The sequence below is a fragment of the Paenibacillus agri genome (assembly GCF_013359945.1).
Lineage (GTDB): Bacteria > Bacillota > Bacilli > Paenibacillales > Paenibacillaceae > Paenibacillus_AQ > Paenibacillus_AQ agri.
The window spans coordinates 1-20,107 of sequence record NZ_JABWCS010000204.1 but is presented as its reverse complement, the minus strand read 5'-3'; the positions used below and the strand labels follow the sequence as shown (position 1 = coordinate 20,107).

Genomic DNA, 20,107 nt, shown 5'->3' with positions numbered 1-20,107 from the left:
TGTCAGTTCAACTTAGATAAAGAGTGAACGGCTGATGATGACCAGCAGGATAAAGAGAACCAAAATGGCGCCAGTACTTGTGAATCCACCGTGTCCGTGTCCGTATCCGCCTCTAACTTCTTCGCTCATGTTCATTCCCCTTCCGCATGTGAGTGTGTGTACTTGAGTACATCGTATTGTATGTGCGGAGGGGGAGAGGTGTATGGGCCAATGCCGGAAAGAATGACAAAAAAATATCAGCCCCGGATCAAGTCGGGACTGATAATGGATGAAAAATCAGTGAAATCAAGCTTTTTCAAGATCACGAACGCCTGCATAGACCAGATCGAACAGGTCTTCCAGATGCTCCTCTTCAATACAGGAGAAGGCAATGCGCAGATCGGTCTCGCCGAGTGCGATGGTGCCAAGTCCATAATGGTGTATGAGATGCAGCCGCAGCGCTTCCGCAGAGACAGTCTTCAGCTTCAGGCACATAAAGTAGCCGGAGTTGAACGGATAGTATGTCCAGACATCGTCACCGTATTTACCGCTGTCGAGCAGCGCCTTCACTTTATTGGCGCGCCCTTTCATGATTTGGAATTTCTCTTCCTTTTGAGCCGAGAATTCCGGTGCCTTCAGCGCATCCAGCACGAAAGTCTGCGACGGATGGGCTCCGCTGGAGATTGTGGCACGGATAATACCGAGCGTCTTCTGCTCCAGTGCAGACAGCAAATCTTTGTTCTCCGAAGCAAAGGTAATGAAGCCAACACGGAAGCCCCAGACGAATTCTTCCTTCGTCGCTCCGTCTACCTTCACGGCGAGAACACGCGGATGCAGGCTGGCCAGCTTGCCGAACAGGGATTCCTTGAGTGAATCCTCGAAGAACAACCCGAAATACGCATCGTCGCTAACTACAACTACGTTTATACCTTCCTCAGCTGCACGAAGAATGGCAGCGACAATCTCTTCGCCTTCCTGAAGTCCCGGGGTGTATCCTGTAGGATTGTTCGGGAAATTGAGCAGTACGATCGCTTTGCCGCGTTCTTTCTGAGCGAGCAGCGCATCCAGCAGACCTGCGCTATTGAAGGTCATTTCGTCCGTGAAGAGCGGATAGTTAACGGTCTCGGCATGACGACGGATGCCAAAGGTCAGCTCATAGTTCTCCCAGTTCTTGTCCGGATAGATGACGGCATCGCCCGGTTCTGCGAACAGATCGGCAACAATGCTAAGCCCATGAGTGAGGGCATTGGTCACAACGGGATTGCTGAAGGACTTGCCTTCCAGCGACGGATTCTCGAGCAGCATCTTCTCACGCCATACAGTACGCAGCTCCGGCTTGCCTGCCGGGGGAGCATAGCTGTAAAGATCCTTGGGGCTGTAGGCAGAGAGTTTATCTTGAATGACGCCAAGGTGCATAGGTACGCCGCCTTCAGTGGCAATGCCGATCGTAGCATTGTATTTCTTGGCATGAGCACCAGCTTCCGCAGATTGGCTTAGAATCCCTTCTTTAGGGAAATAAATTTCCTTGCCAAGGGTGGAGAGCATCTCGTAGACATGTTCATTTCCGGCTTTGATACTTTCGTTCAATTGTCCAGCCAATGAATTCATCAGTTTCATCCTTCCGGGTTATCTTGGGGAATAGATACGCTTAACATTGCCTAACATTATATCATCGCGAAATGCCGCCGTCACTGATGAAAGCGCGTTTTTTTCAAATAGTTTTACGGCGTTTCCAGCGGCCTCAGCAGTCCGTTTTAGTTTTGAAAAAAGAACTGTCCGCAGTAGACGGACAGTTCTTTTCGGGCTTCATTTCATAAGGGTGCAGCATCTTGTTATCCCTGCCTTGACGGGAGCGGGAAAGAACTGCTTGGGTACCCCATGCATTTCAGCAAGTCCGGCGAGTATACGTTGTCCACTGGACTAATAATTAGGTGACTTCTCGGTCTTATTTTTATAAATCATGTGGATAAGGACAGAACTTTTTCATCAATTCTATCGTTTCTGCATCCCGTTCTCCGTTCCGCTCTGCTAGACCGCTGATCACGCCTGTCCGTTCGTCTTCTTTGAGATTCTGTCCGAATTTGAACTTGGCGGTCAACTCATCCGGCGTAATGCGGACAACGGCAACGCCCTTCAGGCGGCCGCGATATTGTGGGTCAGTTGCATCAATCTCGTCATAGCCGCCTTCGGGCTGGAGTTTTTTCATAAACAGGGCTAACACGGTTGCTTTTTCAGTAATATCACTCACCGGTTCGGCGGTGCCGAAGGCCGTTACGCTTTTAAAATATGCGGTGGCAGGGCAGGCGAGATGCGGATCGCTGAAATAGGAGGGAATCAATGCGTACTCGTCCGCAACCGTAAAGCATACCCGCTCCTGGCGGCGGACGGCCTCCATCTTGCCCCCGGCATGGCTGCCGTGAAAATAAAAGCATCCGTCTATGTAGACAAAATTCAGCGGGGTCACCCTTGGCCGTCCTTGCTCATCCGTCGTACCGAGAAAGCCGAAGCTCATCTCGTTCAGGAAGGTTTGCAGCTCCTCCTCATTGTCGACCTGGAATTCTTTTCTGCGCATGTAGAACACTCCTTTGATTCTTGAATTTGTGGAGCGTTCGCTCCTGCTTATCCTTGTATGTCTTGGTTTCTACAGGATAGAATGAAAATTGACAATAAAAAAGGACCGATTTGCATTATTTTTATTAGTCCAATTGGTTTCATGAGTGAAAGGAATGACCTCATTATGGAGCTTACATTACCTTACGATCAGTATCTGGCGTTACATCGCTATAAATATCTGGCACTCTATCATGCTCTGCGTGCGGCCATTTTGGAGGGGACGCTGCCAGGCGGCACCCGGCTGCCATCCACGCGAAGATTAGCCGAGTTGTATAACCTGTCCCGAGGTTCGGCTTCTCAGGTCTATGAAATGCTCCTGGCCGACGGCTATGTTCAGGGAGAGACCGGCCGGGGAACGTTTGTGTCGGAGGATATCTTCGCGGCAACGCATCAGGAAACCCATGAACAGCCCCTTTCACCCTTTATCACTAATGAAGGTGGGGCTTCAGAGGCTGCGGAATATGGTGAGCCGGCTCATCTTCCACTCTCGGCCTGGGGGAAGCGCCTGGCGGTCGCTTCGGCCCCGGCCCGAATTTATGAAGATTTCGGGGGAGAAGTCATCGATTTTAGCAGTAAGGGAATGCAAATGGTGCACTTTCCCTACAGCGAATGGAAAAGCGCTCTTGCTTATGCCGGAGGTAAGGGCGGCACGCTGCTGGAGAGCGCCGGCCCGCCACAGGGCGATGAAGGCTTAAGGCGGGCTATCGCCGCACACCTTCGGATTACCCGCGGCATCCGCGCAGAGGCCGGGCAGATCGTGTTGTTCAGCGGCTCGATGCAGGGCATCGTTCTGCTGACCCAACTGCTGCTGGACCCCGGTGCGCCCGCCGTTGCCGAGGACCCCGGCTTTCATGGTATCCGCCGGGCGGTTGAGGTGACCGGCGGAGTGTTAATACCCGGCACGGTCGATGAGAGCGGCCTTGTGCCGGAGGACTGGAACGCTCGGCTGCTGTTCGTGACACCGAGCCGGCAGTTTCCCACGGGCGCGGTGCTGCCCCTGGAGAGGCGGCGGGCGCTACTGGACTGGGCACAGCGTCATCATGCCGTCATCCTTGAGGACGACTATGACAGCGAATTCCGCTGGACAGGCCGTCCGATCGAGCCCTTGAAGGCGCTCGACCGGGGTGACCGTGTGATCTACATCGGCTCCTTCTCCAACACAATGTTCGCGGGCCTGCGGCTCGGCTACGCCGTGCTGCCGCAGCCGCTTGCCGGCCCTGCGGTGGCCGCCAAAGCCCTCTATGAACCGCTGGCGGCAGGGCTGCTGGAGCAGCGGGCCCTGGCGCGGTTCATGAACACCGGCGGGTACCGCCGCCATCTGCGGCGGATGACCCGCATCTACGGCGAGCGCGGGCGGGCCTTCCGCGCCCTGCTCGCATCGCAGCTTGGCGGCTTGTTCGAGCCGCTGCCCGGCGATGCTGGCCTGCATGTGTACGCCCGCTGGCTGGGCCGCGCGGAGGCGTTCGAGGCTTTCCGCGCCGCGGCCCTCCGGCGCGGCGCAGGCTTTCGGGACGCCGGGCTGTACCGGGTGGCGCCGGGAGCCCCTGCGGCCTGCTTTTATTTTTCCCATCTGGATCTTCCTTCTATTAAAGAAGGCATGCGTCGTCTAAAGCAGGCATGGGATGATGTGCAAAATGCCACGTGACAGGGTATGATGGAAGAAGAACAGCTGCACTAAACTTTCAGGAGGTCACATTTATGCTGCATGCATCGCCGTCCTCTTTTGTCATTCTGCCTGCCCTGGCGAAGATTGTGTGCGAACCGGGCTGGAAATGGCAGAAGCGGGAGAAGCCGTTGCAAAATTATGATTTATTCTATATCTGGAGCGGGGAAGGCACGTTGGAGCGCAACGGGGTTCCTTATGAGATTGGTAAGGGGAGCTGCTTCCTGTTCCGTCCGGGAGACCACACAGTGGCTTCACATAATCCGCAAAAACCGCTCGTGCTTACATACATTCATTTCGATGTAGCTGAAGATGTAACCGAGGTTCCACAGCCTTACCGCGTACTCACGGAGACGGTGGAATTCGAGCATCTGCTTGCCCGTTATGTCCGGCTCTTTCTCGTGCAGACCTTTGCAGCGGAGCAGGAGGGTCAACTGATCCTGAAGCAATTGATGATCCACTTGCTGCGGGAGGATCGGGTCATGCCGGTGGAGCGTCATGTCAGCAACCAGCTCGCCGAGGTGATTCATGAGGTCGCCAACTATGTAAGCCAGCATCCCGGTCTGTCGCACCGGGTGGAGGATCTTGCTGCCCGGGCGGGACTGTCGTCGCGGTATTTCTCCATCAAATTTAAGGAGCTTACCGGCTCGTCCGTTCAGTCCTATGTTATCCGTGCCCGGATTGAACGGGCCCAGCATTTGCTGCTGTATGCCGGGATGAACGTTACCGAAGTGGCGGACGCGCTGGGGTACCGTGATATTTTCTTCTTCAGCCGCCAGTTCAAGCAGTATACGGGAAAAAGCCCCTCTGAGATCCGCTGAAGTCGCGGGGACTGATTTTAATTACAATGTATATAAGAAATTACAGAGGACCGGCGCCGGTAGGCGACCGGTTTTTTTGTGATGTCATAGCTGGCGGGAGTATAATCGTACTATAGAAGCGTATCCTTCGGACGCAACCGGGGTATAAGGAATATAAGTGCGCTTTTGTCAGGGGTGCTACATAAGGACCTTGGGGATGACGATACCAAAGGCTAAAGGAGAGAGAGAAATGTATGAGATTGTGTTAATACGGCATGGTGAGAGTGAGTATAACAGGCAGAACCTGTTCACAGGCTGGAGTGACCCCGATCTGACCGAAAAAGGAATCCAGGAGGCCAAGGAAGCAGGCAAGCTGCTGAAAGAAGCCGGGTATACATTCGATCTGGCCTTCGCCTCCGTGTTGAAGCGTTCCATTAAGACCTTGCACTATATTCTTGAGGAATTGGATCTGTTGTGGCTTCCCGTACAGAAATCCTGGAAGCTGAATGAGCGTCACTACGGGGCGCTGCAAGGGCTCAGCAAGAGTGAAACGGCGTTGAAATACGGCGAGGAGCAGCTTCATATCTGGCGGCGTAGTCTGTCTGTCCGTCCACCGCTTCTGGAGCCGGATGATCCAAGATATCCCCGGACCGATATCCGTTATCAAAATGTCCGTGAGGGCGATATTCCGCGTGGGGAGAGCCTGGAGGATACCGTACACCGGGTCGGTGACTTCTGGGTTAACCGGATTGTCCCGCTGATTCGCAAGAAGGAGCGGGTTCTGATCTCTGCACATGGCAATACACTGCGGGCGTTGATCAAATATATGGAAGACATTGACGAGGCGACCCTGCTGAATCTGAACATTCCTACAGGTGTTCCGCTGGTTTACAAACTTGATGATAATGTGAATCCGATCAGCCGCTTCTATCTTGGGGAGCCGGCCGAAGTGCAGGCCAAAGCCCAGGAGGTAGCCAATCAGAGTAAGGTTACAGAGTAATCGAACGAGGTTAACGTGCCAGCCGATACAGGGCTGATCAAGGAAAAAGGGAGTTCTTTAAGCCGGATGATGGCTTTGGAGCTCCCTTTTATGCGGTAAAGCGGCACAAAACAAATGATACATGAGGATATTCATGGAACGGATGAGGATTTTCTATGTTAGGATGAAAATTCTGATGCTACTATCAAGATGAGCTAATCAAGCAAAGGGGGAATCAATGAATATTCTCACACTTACAGGTGTTTGGAAGTTATGGTCCGGTTTTCGTTTCAACAAATATAAATCTGTAATATTGGAGGTGATCCCCTGAGATTGTAACCCGTTCTTGAGCAATTCCGAATTCCACGCTACTAATAGATACAGCAATATCGGAAGTATAATCCCTCTGATTAACAAATAACCCCATATTATATAATAAATGAATGTTCGTGTATTTACGTGTCGTTTTTTGCTGACTCCGATCGGGTTCTATTAAAGTGAATCTCTCAAGCTATCCCTTAAACGAAAGGAATGGTGTATAGGAATGAGGAAAAATTGTAACCGCTTACTTAAGATTGTATTCTGCTTTATCCTGCTAGCCTCAATCATAACGCCGGGTACCAGTTCTCCTGCTTTGGCCAAGGTTCTGCCGGGATTGGCGGATGTGTCCAGAGAAGTAGCCGCCGAAGGGATTGTGCTGCTGCAAAATCCGGGGTATAAACCTGCCGGGGCACAAGTGAACGAGAATGAACAAGTGCTTCCGATCAAGAAGAGTGAAAATGTATCGGTGTTTGGCCGCATACAAGCGCATTACTACAAATCCGGCACAGGCTCCGGCGGAGCTGTTCGTGTGGAGTATGTGAATGGCATTCTGGAGGGGCTACGGAATAATCCCAGCCTCAAATTGAATGAAGATCTGGCGAAAATCTATGCGGAGTGGATCAAAACACACCCCTTTAACAATGGCGGTGGCGGATGGGCAGCCGAGCCGTGGTCTCAGGCGGAAATGCCTTTAACAGATCCTATCGTGGATGCAGCAAAGGCAAAATCTGACGCAGCTGTGGTCATCATCGGCAGAACAGCCGGTGAAGACAAGGATAACACGGACGTCAAAGGCGCCTACCGTCTCACGGATCTTGAAGTAGATATGCTTAACAAGGTGTATGCCAAATTCGATCGGGTTGCGATTGTCTTGAACGTAGCCAACGTTATCGATATGTCATGGGCCAAGAACTATCCCAAAGCTGCTATTGTCTATGCATGGCAGGGGGGAATGGAGGGCGGCAGTGCAGTAGCCGACGTGCTGACCGGAGATGTTACGCCAAGCGGCAAATTGAGTGATACGATTGCAGCTACACTGGCTGACTATCGTTCCACAGCCAATTTTGGCAGCAGAACGGAAAATGCATATGCCGAGGACATTTATGTAGGTTATCGTTATTTTGAGACCTTTGCTCCTGAAAAGGTGCTCTATCCATTTGGATTCGGACTGTCCTATACCAATTTCAAGATTACTACGAATAATGTTAACGTCAGCGACGATGAAGTTGCTGTAAACGTAACTGTGCAGAATACGGGAAAAACCGAAGGTAAGGAAGTTGTGCAGGTGTATTACGGCGCGCCGCAAGGGAAGCTTGGCAAGCCAACCAAGGAACTTGCTGCTTTTGCCAAAACCCGGTTGCTTCAACCTGGGGAATCTCAGTCAATCACGATTACGTACGATACCAAAGATATGGCTTCGTATGATGACAGCGGAATTACAGGTCACGATTCCTCCTATGTTCTGGAGGCCGGTGACTATAACATTTTTGTAGGGAACAGCGTAAGAGACAGCGTGAAGCAAAAGACGTATACATTGCCTCAGTTGAAGGTTGTAGAAGTTTTGCAGGAAGCGCTCGCACCGACGAAGAACTTTGACCGTATTAAACCAGGTGCGCCTAAGGGTGACGGAACCTTTAGTGAAGTTACTGAAAAGGTACCGACACGGAGTAACAACCTGGATGAGAGAATTAAGCAAAACCTCCCTGCGGCCATACCGCAAACAGGAGACAAGGGCTACACCTTATTGGACGTGTACAATCAAAAAGTTACGATAGACCAGTTCATTGCTCAATTCTCCAACAATGATCTGGGGGCGATTATTCTAGGGGAAGGGATGTCCAGCCCTAAAGTTACTGCAGGTACTGCTGCAGCATTTGGCGGCGTCACCCAAAACCTGCTGAAATTCGGGCTTCCGATCGACAGTGCTGCCGACGGCCCATCGGGCATCCGGATGGAGACCAACGCAGAGAGAGCAACCAGTATTCCGAACGGGACGATGCTGGCCTGCACATGGAACACTGAGCTGAATGAAAGACTGTTCGACCTGCTCGGCAAAGAAATGCTGATCAATAATATTGACACTTTGCTTGGACCAGGGATCAATATCCACAGAAGTCCGCTGAACGGCAGAAACTTCGAGTATTTCTCGGAGGACCCGCTGCTGACAGGTATTATGGCTGCTGCGCAGACAAAAGGCCTTCAGAAGAACGGTACCGCACCAACACTCAAGCATTTCGTGGCTAACAACCAGGAAACGGACAGACACCTTGTCAATGCACTCGTCTCGGAAAGAGCACTTCGCGAGATTTATTTGAAGGGCTATGAGATGGCAATAAAGAGCGGGAAAGCGCGCTCGGTGATGACGTCCTATGGACCGGTCAACGGAACTTGGGCTGCCAGTAACTATGATCTGAATACCACCATCCTGCGTGGAGAATGGGGCTTCGATGGTATTGTCATGACAGACTGGTGGGCCAAGTTGAGTGAGGATCAAGGCTTCTATGCTACTTCCAATCGTTATGACGAAACGAACGGCAAATCTATGGTTCGCGCGCAAAACGATTTGTACATGGTCATTCCGAATAATAATGCAGAGACTCACAGAAACCGGAATAACAGCACCTTCAATACGATGGCTTCGCTTACGAACGGTAGCCTGACCGTGGGCGAATTGCAGCGCTCTGCCAAAAATATTGTGAACTTCCTGATCCAATCTCCAGCTTTTGCAAGAACCGCTAAAGTTGATTATGTCGTCAATTATACACCGGGGAAAGATTGGTTCCGGGTAAGTACGGCCAAAGCCGGAGATCCGCAGCTCTCCGGGATTACAGTAGGCGGCAAGAAGATCAAAATCTTCAATCCGCTGAAACTTGATTACAAAGCGTTTGGTGAGACGGATGAAACCAGCACATATCCGGAAGTTAAGGCTACAGGGATGGCTGGGGTAGACGTAACGGTTCGACAAGCCGACAAAGATCGGCCAGCTGCTGTAATTACAGCTACTGCCGGAGGAGAGAAACGGACTTATAAAGTAATATTCTCATCAGAGGAAGGTCTGGAGCCGATTTTTGAGAATCCGACCTATGCCTATTTGAAGAGTATTTCCGTTGGCGGCAAACCACTCGAAGGGTTCTCGCAGACCCGATTCAGTTACGATGTAGGTCTCACTAACGGGGCTGTGTTGCCTGCAGTTACGTTTGAAACCAACACAGGCATAACAGCAAAGGCCACAGTAGATAACGTTAATAAAAGAGTGACCATCAAAGCTGTAAGTACCGACCAAGCCAACTCCTATGTGATCCAGTTTGGTACGACACCACAAAGCGACGAGTTCGACAGCACCACGTTGAACAGCTTCTGGACCATTAATAAAGAAACTGCTACAAATGTGGAAAATAAAAATAACTGGTCGTTAAGCACGGTTCCCGGATTCTTGAGAATCATTGCTGAAAGAGGCGATTTCTGGAGCGATCATGCCGATCTAAGAAATTACTTCCAGCAAGAAGCCTTTGGTAACTGGGAAGCTACTGTGAAGATTAATATGAGTAAAGCGCCTAATCAGAATTATAACGGCGTGGGTATTACGGCTTCACAGGATAACAACAATTATATTTGGGTGAAGTATGAATTTAGCACCGGCAAAATCATAGGTATGGTCAAAGAAACTGGAGGAACAGCACCTGTAACCATCGGGCAGCTCTCAGCCAGCCAGGTGACCAATGTGTTCGGCGACAAGAAAGAGCTGTATCTGCGCCTCAAAAAAATAGGCAACAGCTACTCCGGTTATGTTAGTGCAGATGGCGTAGAGTATATTTCACTCGGCAGTACAACTGCGAATTATGCCAATCCGAAGTTTGGATTACTGGCTTCCAACGGCAGCCAGGTCCTCACAGAGCCATTTATTGCTGATTTTGACTATGTGAGAATCAAAAGTGATGTGGCTTTGGCAGTGAAGAAAATTGGCAAGAACACCAAACTGAAGGTGGCTGAGACGGAGTTCTCCTCCATTACACCAGTTATCACGCCGGTCACTTGTAACGATGTAGACGGCGGATTATGCTACACCAACACCAATAAAGGTGAAGCGATCTCCTATAAAGTGAATGTGGAGAAGGCAGGCACATACAAAGTCACATCACGTCTTCGGTCCAGTCAGTCCGATGTCGCGCAAATGTCCTTCGGTGTCTATGATGGAGACAAACATCTCGGCACCTTCGATCTGACTACGACCAAGGGCGAATGGAAAACGTTCAGAATTCCGGATGTTCAATTATCTGCCGGCGAGCATAATCTCAGAATTGTCTTTGAGAGCGCTGGCATTGATATCAACTGGCTGACCTTCCAGCTGAAGCAGGATAATGTAGACACATCAGCGCTGGATGCAGCTATCAAAGCTGCACAGAACATTGATATGAATGCGTATACATCCTATAAAAAGCTCAAATTCAATGCTGTGCTAGAAGAAGTGAAGGGTGTTCTTCTGGAGCCGATCAATGACGAGGTTGTTGCAGACGCGATTGCTGTTCTAAATGCGGCTATCGCAGATTTGAACACCTCATCCATGCCGGTCAATCTGGCGCCAAAGGATACGCAAAGCGTGGAGAACGGTACTCGAGTCTACGCGTATAACGCACCATGGATTTATGCAGGCAATACCCAATTCAGATTTGAAGCGGGTACGGATGCCATGAGTTATGTCAATTCCAATGACCTTGTCTACTTTGGGCAGATTGACCTGACCAATCTGGCTGAAATCAGAGTACAGTATGCCCGTGAAGGCGCGTCCGCTCCATCCTTCAAGTTCTATACGGAGGCAGACAACACGGGAAAACCGGTAAAACGATCCACTACACAAGGCAGAGCGTATGCTGATGCCTATAGTGGTGGCGGTTCTTTTGAATACGGAAATGAGTTTGCCAGCATCACTCTGGCTCAAAAGGCAGGCGCTGCCTGGACCGGATATGGCATGGCTAGCACCAAGCAAACGCTGGGCAATGCCAACATTGATCACTATGTAGCAGATGACACTTTCCTGGACAGAAGCAAAGCAACAGGAAAACAAAATGTCTATATGCGATTCAATGGACTGAACGCCAACTTACAGTATATTGAACTCATTTATGCCGAACCGATTGAGGTTACCTTTGATCTCAATTATCCAGAGGCACCGGCAGCAGCCAAAGTAAAGGCGCTTAAGGGAGAAACCTTTGGAACGCTGCCGCAGGCACCGGTTCGTGAAGACTTCCTCTTCGAAGGCTGGTATGACAATAAGGCAGGGGAAGGCAGTGCACTGACATCGCAGACGGTATTGAATGCAAGTACAGTGTTCTACGCTAAATGGAAGGAAGATCTTCAGGCCAAAGAGATTGTCTCGATTGCCCAGCCGCAGCTGCTCAGTGTACCGTTCGGTACTGCAGCAGAGGAACTGAATCTGCCGCCAGAAGTGGAAGCAACACTGGGTAATCATAAGACAGTTAACTTGACTGTACAGTGGGATACCAAGGATTACAACGGTGGCAAAGCAGGGAACTACACCTTGGCGGGAACCTTCGAGCTGCCAGAGAGTGTTCTGAACAGTGCCAATAAAACAGTGGCCATCACAGTGGTCGTACTGCCGGAAGGCACCCACCCGATCAAGATTACTGAAGTAGAGAAGCTGGAGAGCAGAAGCGTTGACTTCGGAACAACCTTTGATAAGCTGGATTTACCATCGTCAGCTAGCGTAACACTGGATACGTATGGTACGAAGGCACTTGCGGTTGAATGGAGCCCAGCGGGCTACAACGGCAATGCAGAGGGATCGTACACCCTAAGCGGCACATTGGTGCTGGAAGAAGGAATGATCAATCCAAGCGATCTCAAAGCTTCCATTATCGTTAATGTCTTGCCGGAAGTAGTTAAGGTTGCCAAGATTACTGCAGTGCAGGAACTGGAAGGCAAGAGTATTCCGTTTGGAACTGAATTTGCCGGATTGAAGCTGCCATCTTCAGTTACAGCGACATTGGATACTGGCGAGACGAAGGATATCACCGTGAAATGGAGCAGTGAAGGCTACAATGGTCATCAGGAAGGAAGCTATACTTTGAGCGGCACACTGGTGCCAGCTGAGGGAATAATTAATCCAGACGACCTGAAGGCATCTATTACGGTTCATGTCCTGCCGGAAGTCATTAAGCTGGCAGAAATTAAGACCGTTCAAGCATTGGCGGGCAAGAGTGTTGCTTACGGTACTGGCTTTAATAGCCTGGAACTGCCAGGAGCAGTATCCGTAACTTTGAATAATGGAGACATTAAGATCGTTTCCGTTCAATGGAACCAAGAGGGGTATAACGGTAATGCAGAAGGAACATACACCCTTACGGGGAATCTGATCCTGCCGGAAGGTGTAGTTAATCCGCAAAGCCTGAAAGCGGAGATTTCTGTAGTCGTCAGACCTAACAGTGGCGGAAGTTCAGGTGGTGATGGCGGTTCGAGCGGAGGCGGGCAGCAGCCTGGCGGGTCGGGCCCAAGCACACCGGTTACTCCATCTGTTCCAGGGGAAATCGTTAAGCCTGGAGAGCAACAACCTCAGTCTCCAGCGACAGGTGAAGGCATCAAGACACCTGAGCAAATCAAGCAAGAATTGAGTCTCAAATTTAAAGATGCTGTGTTGATTCCAAGCTGGGCAGAATCTGCAGTAGCAGCCTTGGCTGAGAAAAAAATTATCGGTGGGCGCACGGACGGAAGCTTTGATCCGAGTGGCCAAGTGAACCGTGCTGAATTCCTGGCTATGGTTGTCAAAAGCTTTGACTTTAGTCTGGGCGACCAACAGAAATCATTCACCGACGTTCTGAGCGGAGCCTGGTATAAAACCTTTGTTGATATCGGAACGTCTAATAATCTGATCAACGGCATCGGTAATGGCCTGTTCGCTCCTAACAAGAGTATCAGCCGTCAGGATTTGTGTGTCATCGCATTCAACGCATTGAAGAAGCTGAATGTGGAGCTGCCGCAAGTGACCGAGCATGACTTCCCGGATGATGCTTCCATTGCGGGCTACGCCAAAGAGGCGGTCTATGCCTTCAAAGCACTGGGTATTGTCAATGGCGGCACCGGCGGAAAAATGGACCCGACTGCACCGGCCACAAGAGCCGAAGCAGCTGTGATTATCAAGAACGTACTGGATTACTATACCGGCCTCACAAGCACAACTGTACAATAACCTCTATTTAAAAGGAGCTGGCAGACTGCATTAGTCTGCCGGCTGTCCCAAAACCATCTTCACCTCGCGTAACTAAACAAGGGTATCCCGGCGCCGCTCTTACATACGGACAGGGATACCCTTATTTTTCATTGTCATTGTAAAAGAACGCTCTACTACAGTGGGCGATGGAGGCTACCCAGCAGTTCGCCCATTTTCACTTTGGTGTTGACCCGCAGGCCTGGGCGCGGAGAGAAGGTACCGTTCTCAGTGAGCAGCACGACCGTTGACCCAAATTCAAAGTAGGCGAGATCGCCGCCTTTTTCCCACGTAACTACCTTGTCATCCGCGTAGCGGATGCTGCTGACATTCATTGCGCCTACCTTAACTACTGCAGTCTCGCCGTAGTCTCCGGCAATATAGGTAATGAGCCGTTCGTTGCGACTCAGCACGCCTTTCATGTTCCGCATGCCGAATTCATTGACGGGATAGGCCCGTCCACGGATATAATCGCTCTCCACCTTGCGTCCCGCAATCGGAGAATGTATACGGTGATAGTCGGTGGGGCTCAGGTAGAGTACGAAGAAGAACCCCCTTTTGTACAGCTCCAGGTGGGGGGAATGATTCAGCAGTTCCTCCAGTTTATAATCCTGGCCTTTTACATTCATAATAGTGCCGGCCTGTATTTCTCCCATGGCGGTAATCATCGCATCCACAGGGCTTGCCAGCGCGTTGGGCTCCGGTGCAACAGGACGCATGCCAGGCTTCAGCCGTCTGCTGAAGAATTCGTTCAGCGTACGGTATTCTTCGGGATTCTTTTCCGCTTCAGCGGCTGGAATACGATAAGAACGAATAAATGCCGGAATAAAGAAACGGCTGAGTCTGCTATGGGATAAGGCCCCCATCACCTGCGAAAGCCATCTGTGTGAGGACAGCTCGGTCATCAGCCGTAGCAATTGTTTAACCATGCCCATCTCCCTTCCATAATACAGCAGTACGGCCCGGCGAACCCGGACCGTAACCGCTCTGCATTATATTGACATAGAATAGGAGACAAATCAACAACCTTCTACTAAGGCCTGCCATTTTCCAGCAGAAAACGTGCATAGCCCATGGGTCGGCGGTAGCTGTCTTTCCAGGTCTCGGCCAGGCCGGCTTTGCGGAATCCGTAGCGCTGATCGCGCCCGTTGCACTCGATGAAGAACAGGCGTCCGTTCGCAGCGATACCGATATCCAGTCCCACATCGGCCAGCTCCGGAAGGCCCTGTTCCAGCCAACGTGCAACGGCAAGACCAAGCGTACCAACCGACATGCGAAGATGGGCAGCGGTTTCGCCTGGAAAAGCCTTCTCCAGCGCGACATTGGAACGGAGCGCTTCGCCGCCTCTGGCAATGTTCGAGACGAAGCCGCCGGGGGCGGCCACCTTGGCGAACATGCCGGTGATCTGCCATTCCCCGCCCCAGCCGCGCTGAACGGTGACGCGCAGATCAAAGGGCCGGCGGCCGATGACGGCTAGCGGAATGCGCTCCTGCACCAGATACGGCACGGAGACCAGATGACTCCGCAGCGCCCGTGGCAGCGCATCTATACTAACAGGAACGCTTACCCAGTGCCGCGATCTGGCAGAGTAGTAAATCCAGGTCCAGTTCCCTGCATTCCGGTGAATCAGACGCATGACACCTTTGCCGATACTTCCTCGGCAAGGCTTCAAGATGAGATCGGGGAAGCGCTCCATCATAAGCTTCAGCCCGGACAGGCCAAGCGCCGTAGCTGGCAGGAAGTCCCGGAGCTCTGCGCTCTTCCGGAGAAGGGTGTGGATCTCGTCCTTTCCATAACGGTTCCAGGCGTTGAAGACTCTGGGACCATGGCGGAGCAGCCTTTTCATGCCAGAACTGTTCTGATGGTAAATAGCCCGGTTATGAATGACGGTGGGCGTGGGGATGATGGCTCTCCGGTATCCCTGGGTTTCTTTTATATAGGCGGCGCTGAAGCCCGAATCTGTATCGATTTCATCCAGACGCAGGAAGCATGGGACCAGGCCGTACACAGCGGCTGCCTCCTCATAGTTGGAAAGGGATTCCTGTCCCGTTCTCAGCCGGGGAACGCCCCGGTGCATTGCGGCATTAAGCAGTATTCCTACGAGCTGTTGCCCCATGTTCGTTCCTCCTGTTATCTTCAGTCGCTTACGGCAGTATGCTTCTCTCCTTAGTGTATGTTTGTACGTCCTGATCAGGGTGGACGAATGCGCGGCGGCAGACGCCCTTTTTTACGGAGCCAGAAGGGTGTCATTCGCCTACCTCGCTGCATATGATGCCTAGGAGATACATTCGATGGAAGGAGGGGACTGCTTGTGAGGAGAACCCCAAAAAAGCAGCCGCGTTCTGCTAAAAAGAAACCCTATTTCGTAGATAATCCCAACACTGAGGAATTGAGTCTGCTGGATAGAAGCCAAAAAGCTTTTCCAATGAAAGAGAGCCCAGTTAGCTTTACAGAGGCAGATGAAGAGGCGGATGAAGAGGCACAGCAGGCATTACAGATTAGCGCGGTGGGGATGGCGGAAGCAGATGCGGCGGTGGCCGTGCCAAATGTCGTACCTGCCGGAGAGCAGCTTCGGGAAGAGAAAGTTCAGAATCAGGTGACTCCACAGAAGGAGCAAGAAGCGGATACAACTGTCTTAAGGCTGGCAGAGAAGGAGCGTCTGCAGCCCGTGTATACAGATGATCTGTCCGATGCATCCGTCACCGGGGCCAAGATTGCTCCCCGCACGATCGATGGTTCCAAGCTCAAGTACGGTATTATTGGCACACCTTGGCTACAGGATTATGCCGTACAGAGTATAAATATTGCGGACAAGGCAGTAACCTCCTCCAAGCTTGCTCACGAAGCTGTTTCGGGTGAGCATTTGGCAGAAGGCAGTGTGACCGGAAGCAAGCTGTTGGACCACTCCATTGGCGCAGAAAAGCTGAAGAATGGCAGCATCGGTCCGGATAAGCTTGCAGACCGCGTAATGGACGGCGGTAAAATTGCCGACCATTCGATAGAGAGCCGTCATTTAAGCCAATTCATTATCACGTCGGATTTGTTGGAAGACGGTGCCGTTACCGGTGACAAAATAGGAAGCGGCAGCATTGCCAGCCGCCATTTGGCTAACGGCAGCATTGACCGCTCGAAGCTGGCGGACGGCGCGGTGGCAGAAGACCAGATTGCCGATGGCGGAATCACGGGTGCCAAGCTGGCCCAAGGTATTATTGAAAGTGGTCATCTCGGCGACAGTGTCATCCTGGCGCAGCATCTGGCGCCGGGTGCCATCAGGCGGGATCAACTAGCCAGCGGGCTGATCGGCAAGGAGCAGCTCCAGTCCGGGATCATCGACAGCAGCCATCTGGTTGATGGCGCCATCGGATCGCGCCAGCTCCGCACGGAAGCGGTGCGGGCGACGCATCTCAGCCCAGACAGCATTGGGGGGGAACACATCGCCGAAGGGGAGATTACCGGCCGTCATCTGGCTGATCGAAGCATTTCTTTCGTGAAGCTGGCAGAGGGGGCCGTCGGTACCGCCCAGCTTGTGGAGCAGGCGGTCACAGCTTCGAAAATTGCGGACCAAAGTGTGCTGGCACACAAGCTGGCCGATGAAGCCGTGAATACCCGGCACATCGCCAAGTCAGCCGTACGCGGCCCACAACTGGCCGCGCAATCTGTATCCTCTGTTCATATCCAGCGGGAGTCTGTGGAGCATTCTCATCTGGCAGAGAACGCAGTGGGGCCCGAGCAGATTCAGGAGGAAGCGGTAAAGACCCTCCATCTTAGTCCCGGTTCTGTTACGGGGGGACAGCTCGCAGTGGAAGCTGTGGGTCAAGAGCATCTCCGTCCACTCAGCATTACCTCTGGCAAGCTGGCGGACGGTGCAGTTACCACCTCTAAATTGGCAGCCGGTGCGGTAGGCAGTCATGCCCTCGCCCGGGAAGCGGTCAGCGGGGATCATCTGGCTCAAGGTACGGTAGGGGAGAAGCATTTGTCCGATGACAGTATTAGCGGACGTGTGTTAAAGAGTGCCGCAGTGCAGGCCGAACATTTGGCGCCGGGATCGGTAGAGCGGCGGCATCTTGGGGACAACAGTGTGACAGAGACAGCTCTGCAACCCGGCGCAGTTTCGGGCGACAAGCTTGCCTCCGGTGCAGTGAAGGAGATTCATTTATCCGCAGGGGCGGTTCAGCCGCATCACCTGGCTGATTATGCCGTGACTTCACTTAAGCTCTCGCCGGAGAGTGTATCCACGGATAAACTTGGTGACTTATCGGTCACCTCGATCAAGCTGGCGGACGGTAGCGTGGATTCATCCAAGCTGACGGCGGGTGCCGTTCTTCCCGAGCACTTGTCTCCAGGGGTGATCGGGTCAAGCGCGGTCGCCGACAGTGCCTTACAGGGCAAGCATTTGTCCATCGGAAGTATTGGCGGAACACATATCCGTCCACTTTCTATCGGCAATGGCCATATTATCCCGAACGCCATTTCGTCCATTCAGCTTCAGAATGGAAGCATCGACGGCACGAAGCTGGCGAAGAGTTCGGTGAATGCTGGTCACCTGGCTGCGGATAGTGTGGGGGAAGGTCATCTGGGTTCCGGTGCGGTCAAAGGCCGCCATATCGAGCTTGGTGAGATTACACTACAGCATTTAGCCGAGGAAGTGCGGACAGCAGAACTACTGCCAGATGGAAGTATTACCGGAGAGAAGCTCGCCGACAGCGTCATCGGTCCCCTTCATCTCACACCCGAGAGTGTGTATGGTGAGCATATAGCCGGGAATACCGTAGAAGGCCATCATATCGTGTATGGGAGTATCACGCTGGAGCATCTTGCACAAGAAACGCGGACAGCTAAGCTGTTACCCGATGGCAGTATTACCGGAGCGAAGTTGGCGGAAGGTTCGGTGGACACGGTCCATCTTACACCGGATAGTATAAAGGGTCAGCACTTGGACGATCAGTCGGTAGAAAACCGTCACATCCGCCCCGGCAGTATCACCATGGATCATCTGGCAGAGGAAGTGCGGACATCCGAGCTGTTGCCCGATGGCAGCATTACCGGAGAAAAGCTGGCAAAAGGCTCTGTAGGCTCCTTCCACCTTACACCTGGCAGTGTATATGGCGAGCATTTAGCCGGGGAGATGGTAGAAGGCCATCACATCCGTCCCGGAAGCATTACACTGGAGCATTTGGACGGAGAAGTACGGACTGCCGATCTTCTGCCTGACGGCAGTATCACCGGGGTAAAGCTTGCGCAGGATGCAGTAGGTTCCCTTCATCTTGCTCCGGGCAGTGTTTATGGCGAGCATTTAGCCGGAGAGATGGTAGAGGGTCGTCACATCATACCTGGCAGTATCTCCATGCAGCATCTGGCAGAAGAAGTGCGAACGGCTGAGCTTTTCCCAGACGGCAGCATTACTGGTGCCAAGCTGGCGGGCAGCTCCGTAGGCTCCACCCAATTAGCGCTGGGCAGTGTATACGGTGAGCATTTGGCAGCAGAGACGGTCGATAGCCGTCACATCATACCTGGCTGCATTAACCTGTCACATCTGGCTGAAGAGGTACGGTCAGCTGAACTGTTGGTGGACGGAAGTATTACTGGTGCCAAGCTGGCGGAAAGCTCTGTAGACTCGCTTCATCTAGCCCCGGGCAGTGTAAATGGGAAGCATATGGCAGATGAGACGGTCGATAGCCGCCACATCCTCCCAAGCAGCATTACTCTCGCCCATCTGGCTGAAGAGGTGCGTACAGCCGAACTGTTGGTGGACGGAAGTATTACCGGTGCCAAGCTGGCGGAAAGCTCTGTAGACTCGCTTCATCTAGCCCCGGGCAGTGTAAATGGAGAGCATATCGCAGACGAGACGGTCGATAGCCGCCACATCCTCCCAAGCAGCATTACTCTCGCCCATCTGGCTGAAGAGGTGCGTACAGCCGAACTGTTGGTGGACGGAAGTATTACCGGCGCCAAGCTGGCGGAAAGCTCTGTAGAATCGCTCCATCTAGCCCCGGGCAGTGTAAATGGAAAGCATATCGCAGACGAGACAGTCGATAGCCGCCATATCCTCCCGGGCAGTATCACCCTTGCGCATCTGGCCGAGGAGGTGCAGACAGCCGAACTATTGGTGGACGGAAGTATTACCGGAGAAAAGTTGGCAACGGGTTCCGTTGGATCCGTGCATCTCGCGCAGGGCAGCGTATACGGCGGGCATATAGCTGGAAAGACCGTAGAGAGCCGTCACATTCGTTCCGGCAGTATCACCCTTGCGCATTTGGCGGAGGAGGTATACACGTCCGATCTCTTGCCTGACGGCAGCTTAACAGGAGCGAAGCTGGCAATGGGAGCGGTGAACGGACAGCATCTGCAGCCTGATAGCATAACTGGCGGGCATCTGGCCGAACAAAGTGTGGAAGAGCGGCATGTAAAACCCGGCAGTATCACCCTTGCGCATTTGGCGAAGGAGGTATACACGTCCGATCTCTTGCCTGACGGTAGCATAACAGGAGTGAAGCTGGCAGAGGGAGCGGTGAACGGACAGCATCTGCAGCCTG

General features: G+C 52.3%; 10 protein-coding genes. 5 read left to right on the top strand and 5 right to left on the bottom strand.

All coding sequences use genetic code 11. The annotated features are described in order from the left end of the window. Positions 1 to 12: 12 nt before the first annotated feature. From HPT30_RS29575 to HPT30_RS10460, 3 genes are all read right to left on the bottom strand, one after another. Positions 13 to 129: a YjcZ family sporulation protein gene (locus HPT30_RS29575; RefSeq protein ID WP_217492848.1), complete on the bottom strand. Its 117-nt coding sequence runs from the start codon at positions 127 to 129 to the stop codon at positions 13 to 15. 156 nt (positions 130 to 285) lie between these two features. After that, complete coding sequence (locus HPT30_RS10465) at positions 286 to 1,587, bottom strand: aminotransferase class I/II-fold pyridoxal phosphate-dependent enzyme (protein ID WP_175371348.1); 1,302 nt, start codon at positions 1,585 to 1,587, stop codon at positions 286 to 288. 343 nt (positions 1,588 to 1,930) lie between these two features. Then, positions 1,931 to 2,551 carry a pyridoxamine 5'-phosphate oxidase family protein gene (locus tag HPT30_RS10460; RefSeq protein WP_175371347.1) on the bottom strand — a complete coding sequence of 207 codons (621 nt, stop codon included), beginning with the start codon at positions 2,549 to 2,551 and terminating at the stop codon, positions 1,931 to 1,933. 81 nt (positions 2,552 to 2,632) lie between these two features. Here HPT30_RS10460 and pdxR point away from each other — a divergent pair, with 81 nt between their 5' ends. The 4 genes from pdxR to HPT30_RS10440 all read left to right on the top strand — a co-directional run bounded on the left by pdxR (position 2,633) and on the right by HPT30_RS10440 (position 13,556). After that, positions 2,633 to 4,237, top strand: a complete 1,605-nt coding sequence (pdxR, locus tag HPT30_RS10455; RefSeq protein WP_312876326.1) for a MocR-like pyridoxine biosynthesis transcription factor PdxR — start codon at positions 2,633 to 2,635, stop codon at positions 4,235 to 4,237. A 53-nt stretch (positions 4,238 to 4,290) separates the two neighbouring features. Further along, the gene (locus HPT30_RS10450) at positions 4,291 to 5,076 is read left to right on the top strand and encodes a helix-turn-helix domain-containing protein (protein WP_175371346.1); all 786 of its coding nucleotides are present in this window, start codon (positions 4,291 to 4,293) and stop codon (positions 5,074 to 5,076) included. Positions 5,077 to 5,305: 229 nt separating this feature from the next. After that, positions 5,306 to 6,055 (top strand): 2,3-diphosphoglycerate-dependent phosphoglycerate mutase, encoded by a 750-nt coding sequence (gene gpmA / locus HPT30_RS10445; protein WP_175371345.1) that lies wholly within the window; start codon positions 5,306 to 5,308, stop codon positions 6,053 to 6,055. 523 nt (positions 6,056 to 6,578) lie between these two features. Next, complete coding sequence (locus HPT30_RS10440; RefSeq protein WP_175371344.1) at positions 6,579 to 13,556, top strand: glycoside hydrolase family 3 C-terminal domain-containing protein; 6,978 nt, start codon at positions 6,579 to 6,581, stop codon at positions 13,554 to 13,556. A 155-nt stretch (positions 13,557 to 13,711) separates the two neighbouring features. Here HPT30_RS10440 and asd read toward each other — a convergent pair whose 3' ends face one another. After that, entirely contained in the window at positions 13,712 to 14,503 is a 792-nt protein-coding gene (asd, locus tag HPT30_RS10435) for an archaetidylserine decarboxylase (protein WP_175371343.1), read from the bottom strand. A gap of 104 nt (positions 14,504 to 14,607) precedes the next feature. Further along, entirely contained in the window at positions 14,608 to 15,690 is a 1,083-nt protein-coding gene (locus HPT30_RS10430) for a YheC/YheD family endospore coat-associated protein (RefSeq protein ID WP_175371342.1), read from the bottom strand. Positions 15,691 to 15,885: 195 nt separating this feature from the next. On the opposite strand from HPT30_RS10430, the gene HPT30_RS10425 reads away from it, so the two are divergent. After that, positions 15,886 to 20,107: hypothetical protein (locus HPT30_RS10425; RefSeq protein ID WP_175371341.1), on the top strand; the 4,222-nt coding region annotated here is incomplete at its 3' end.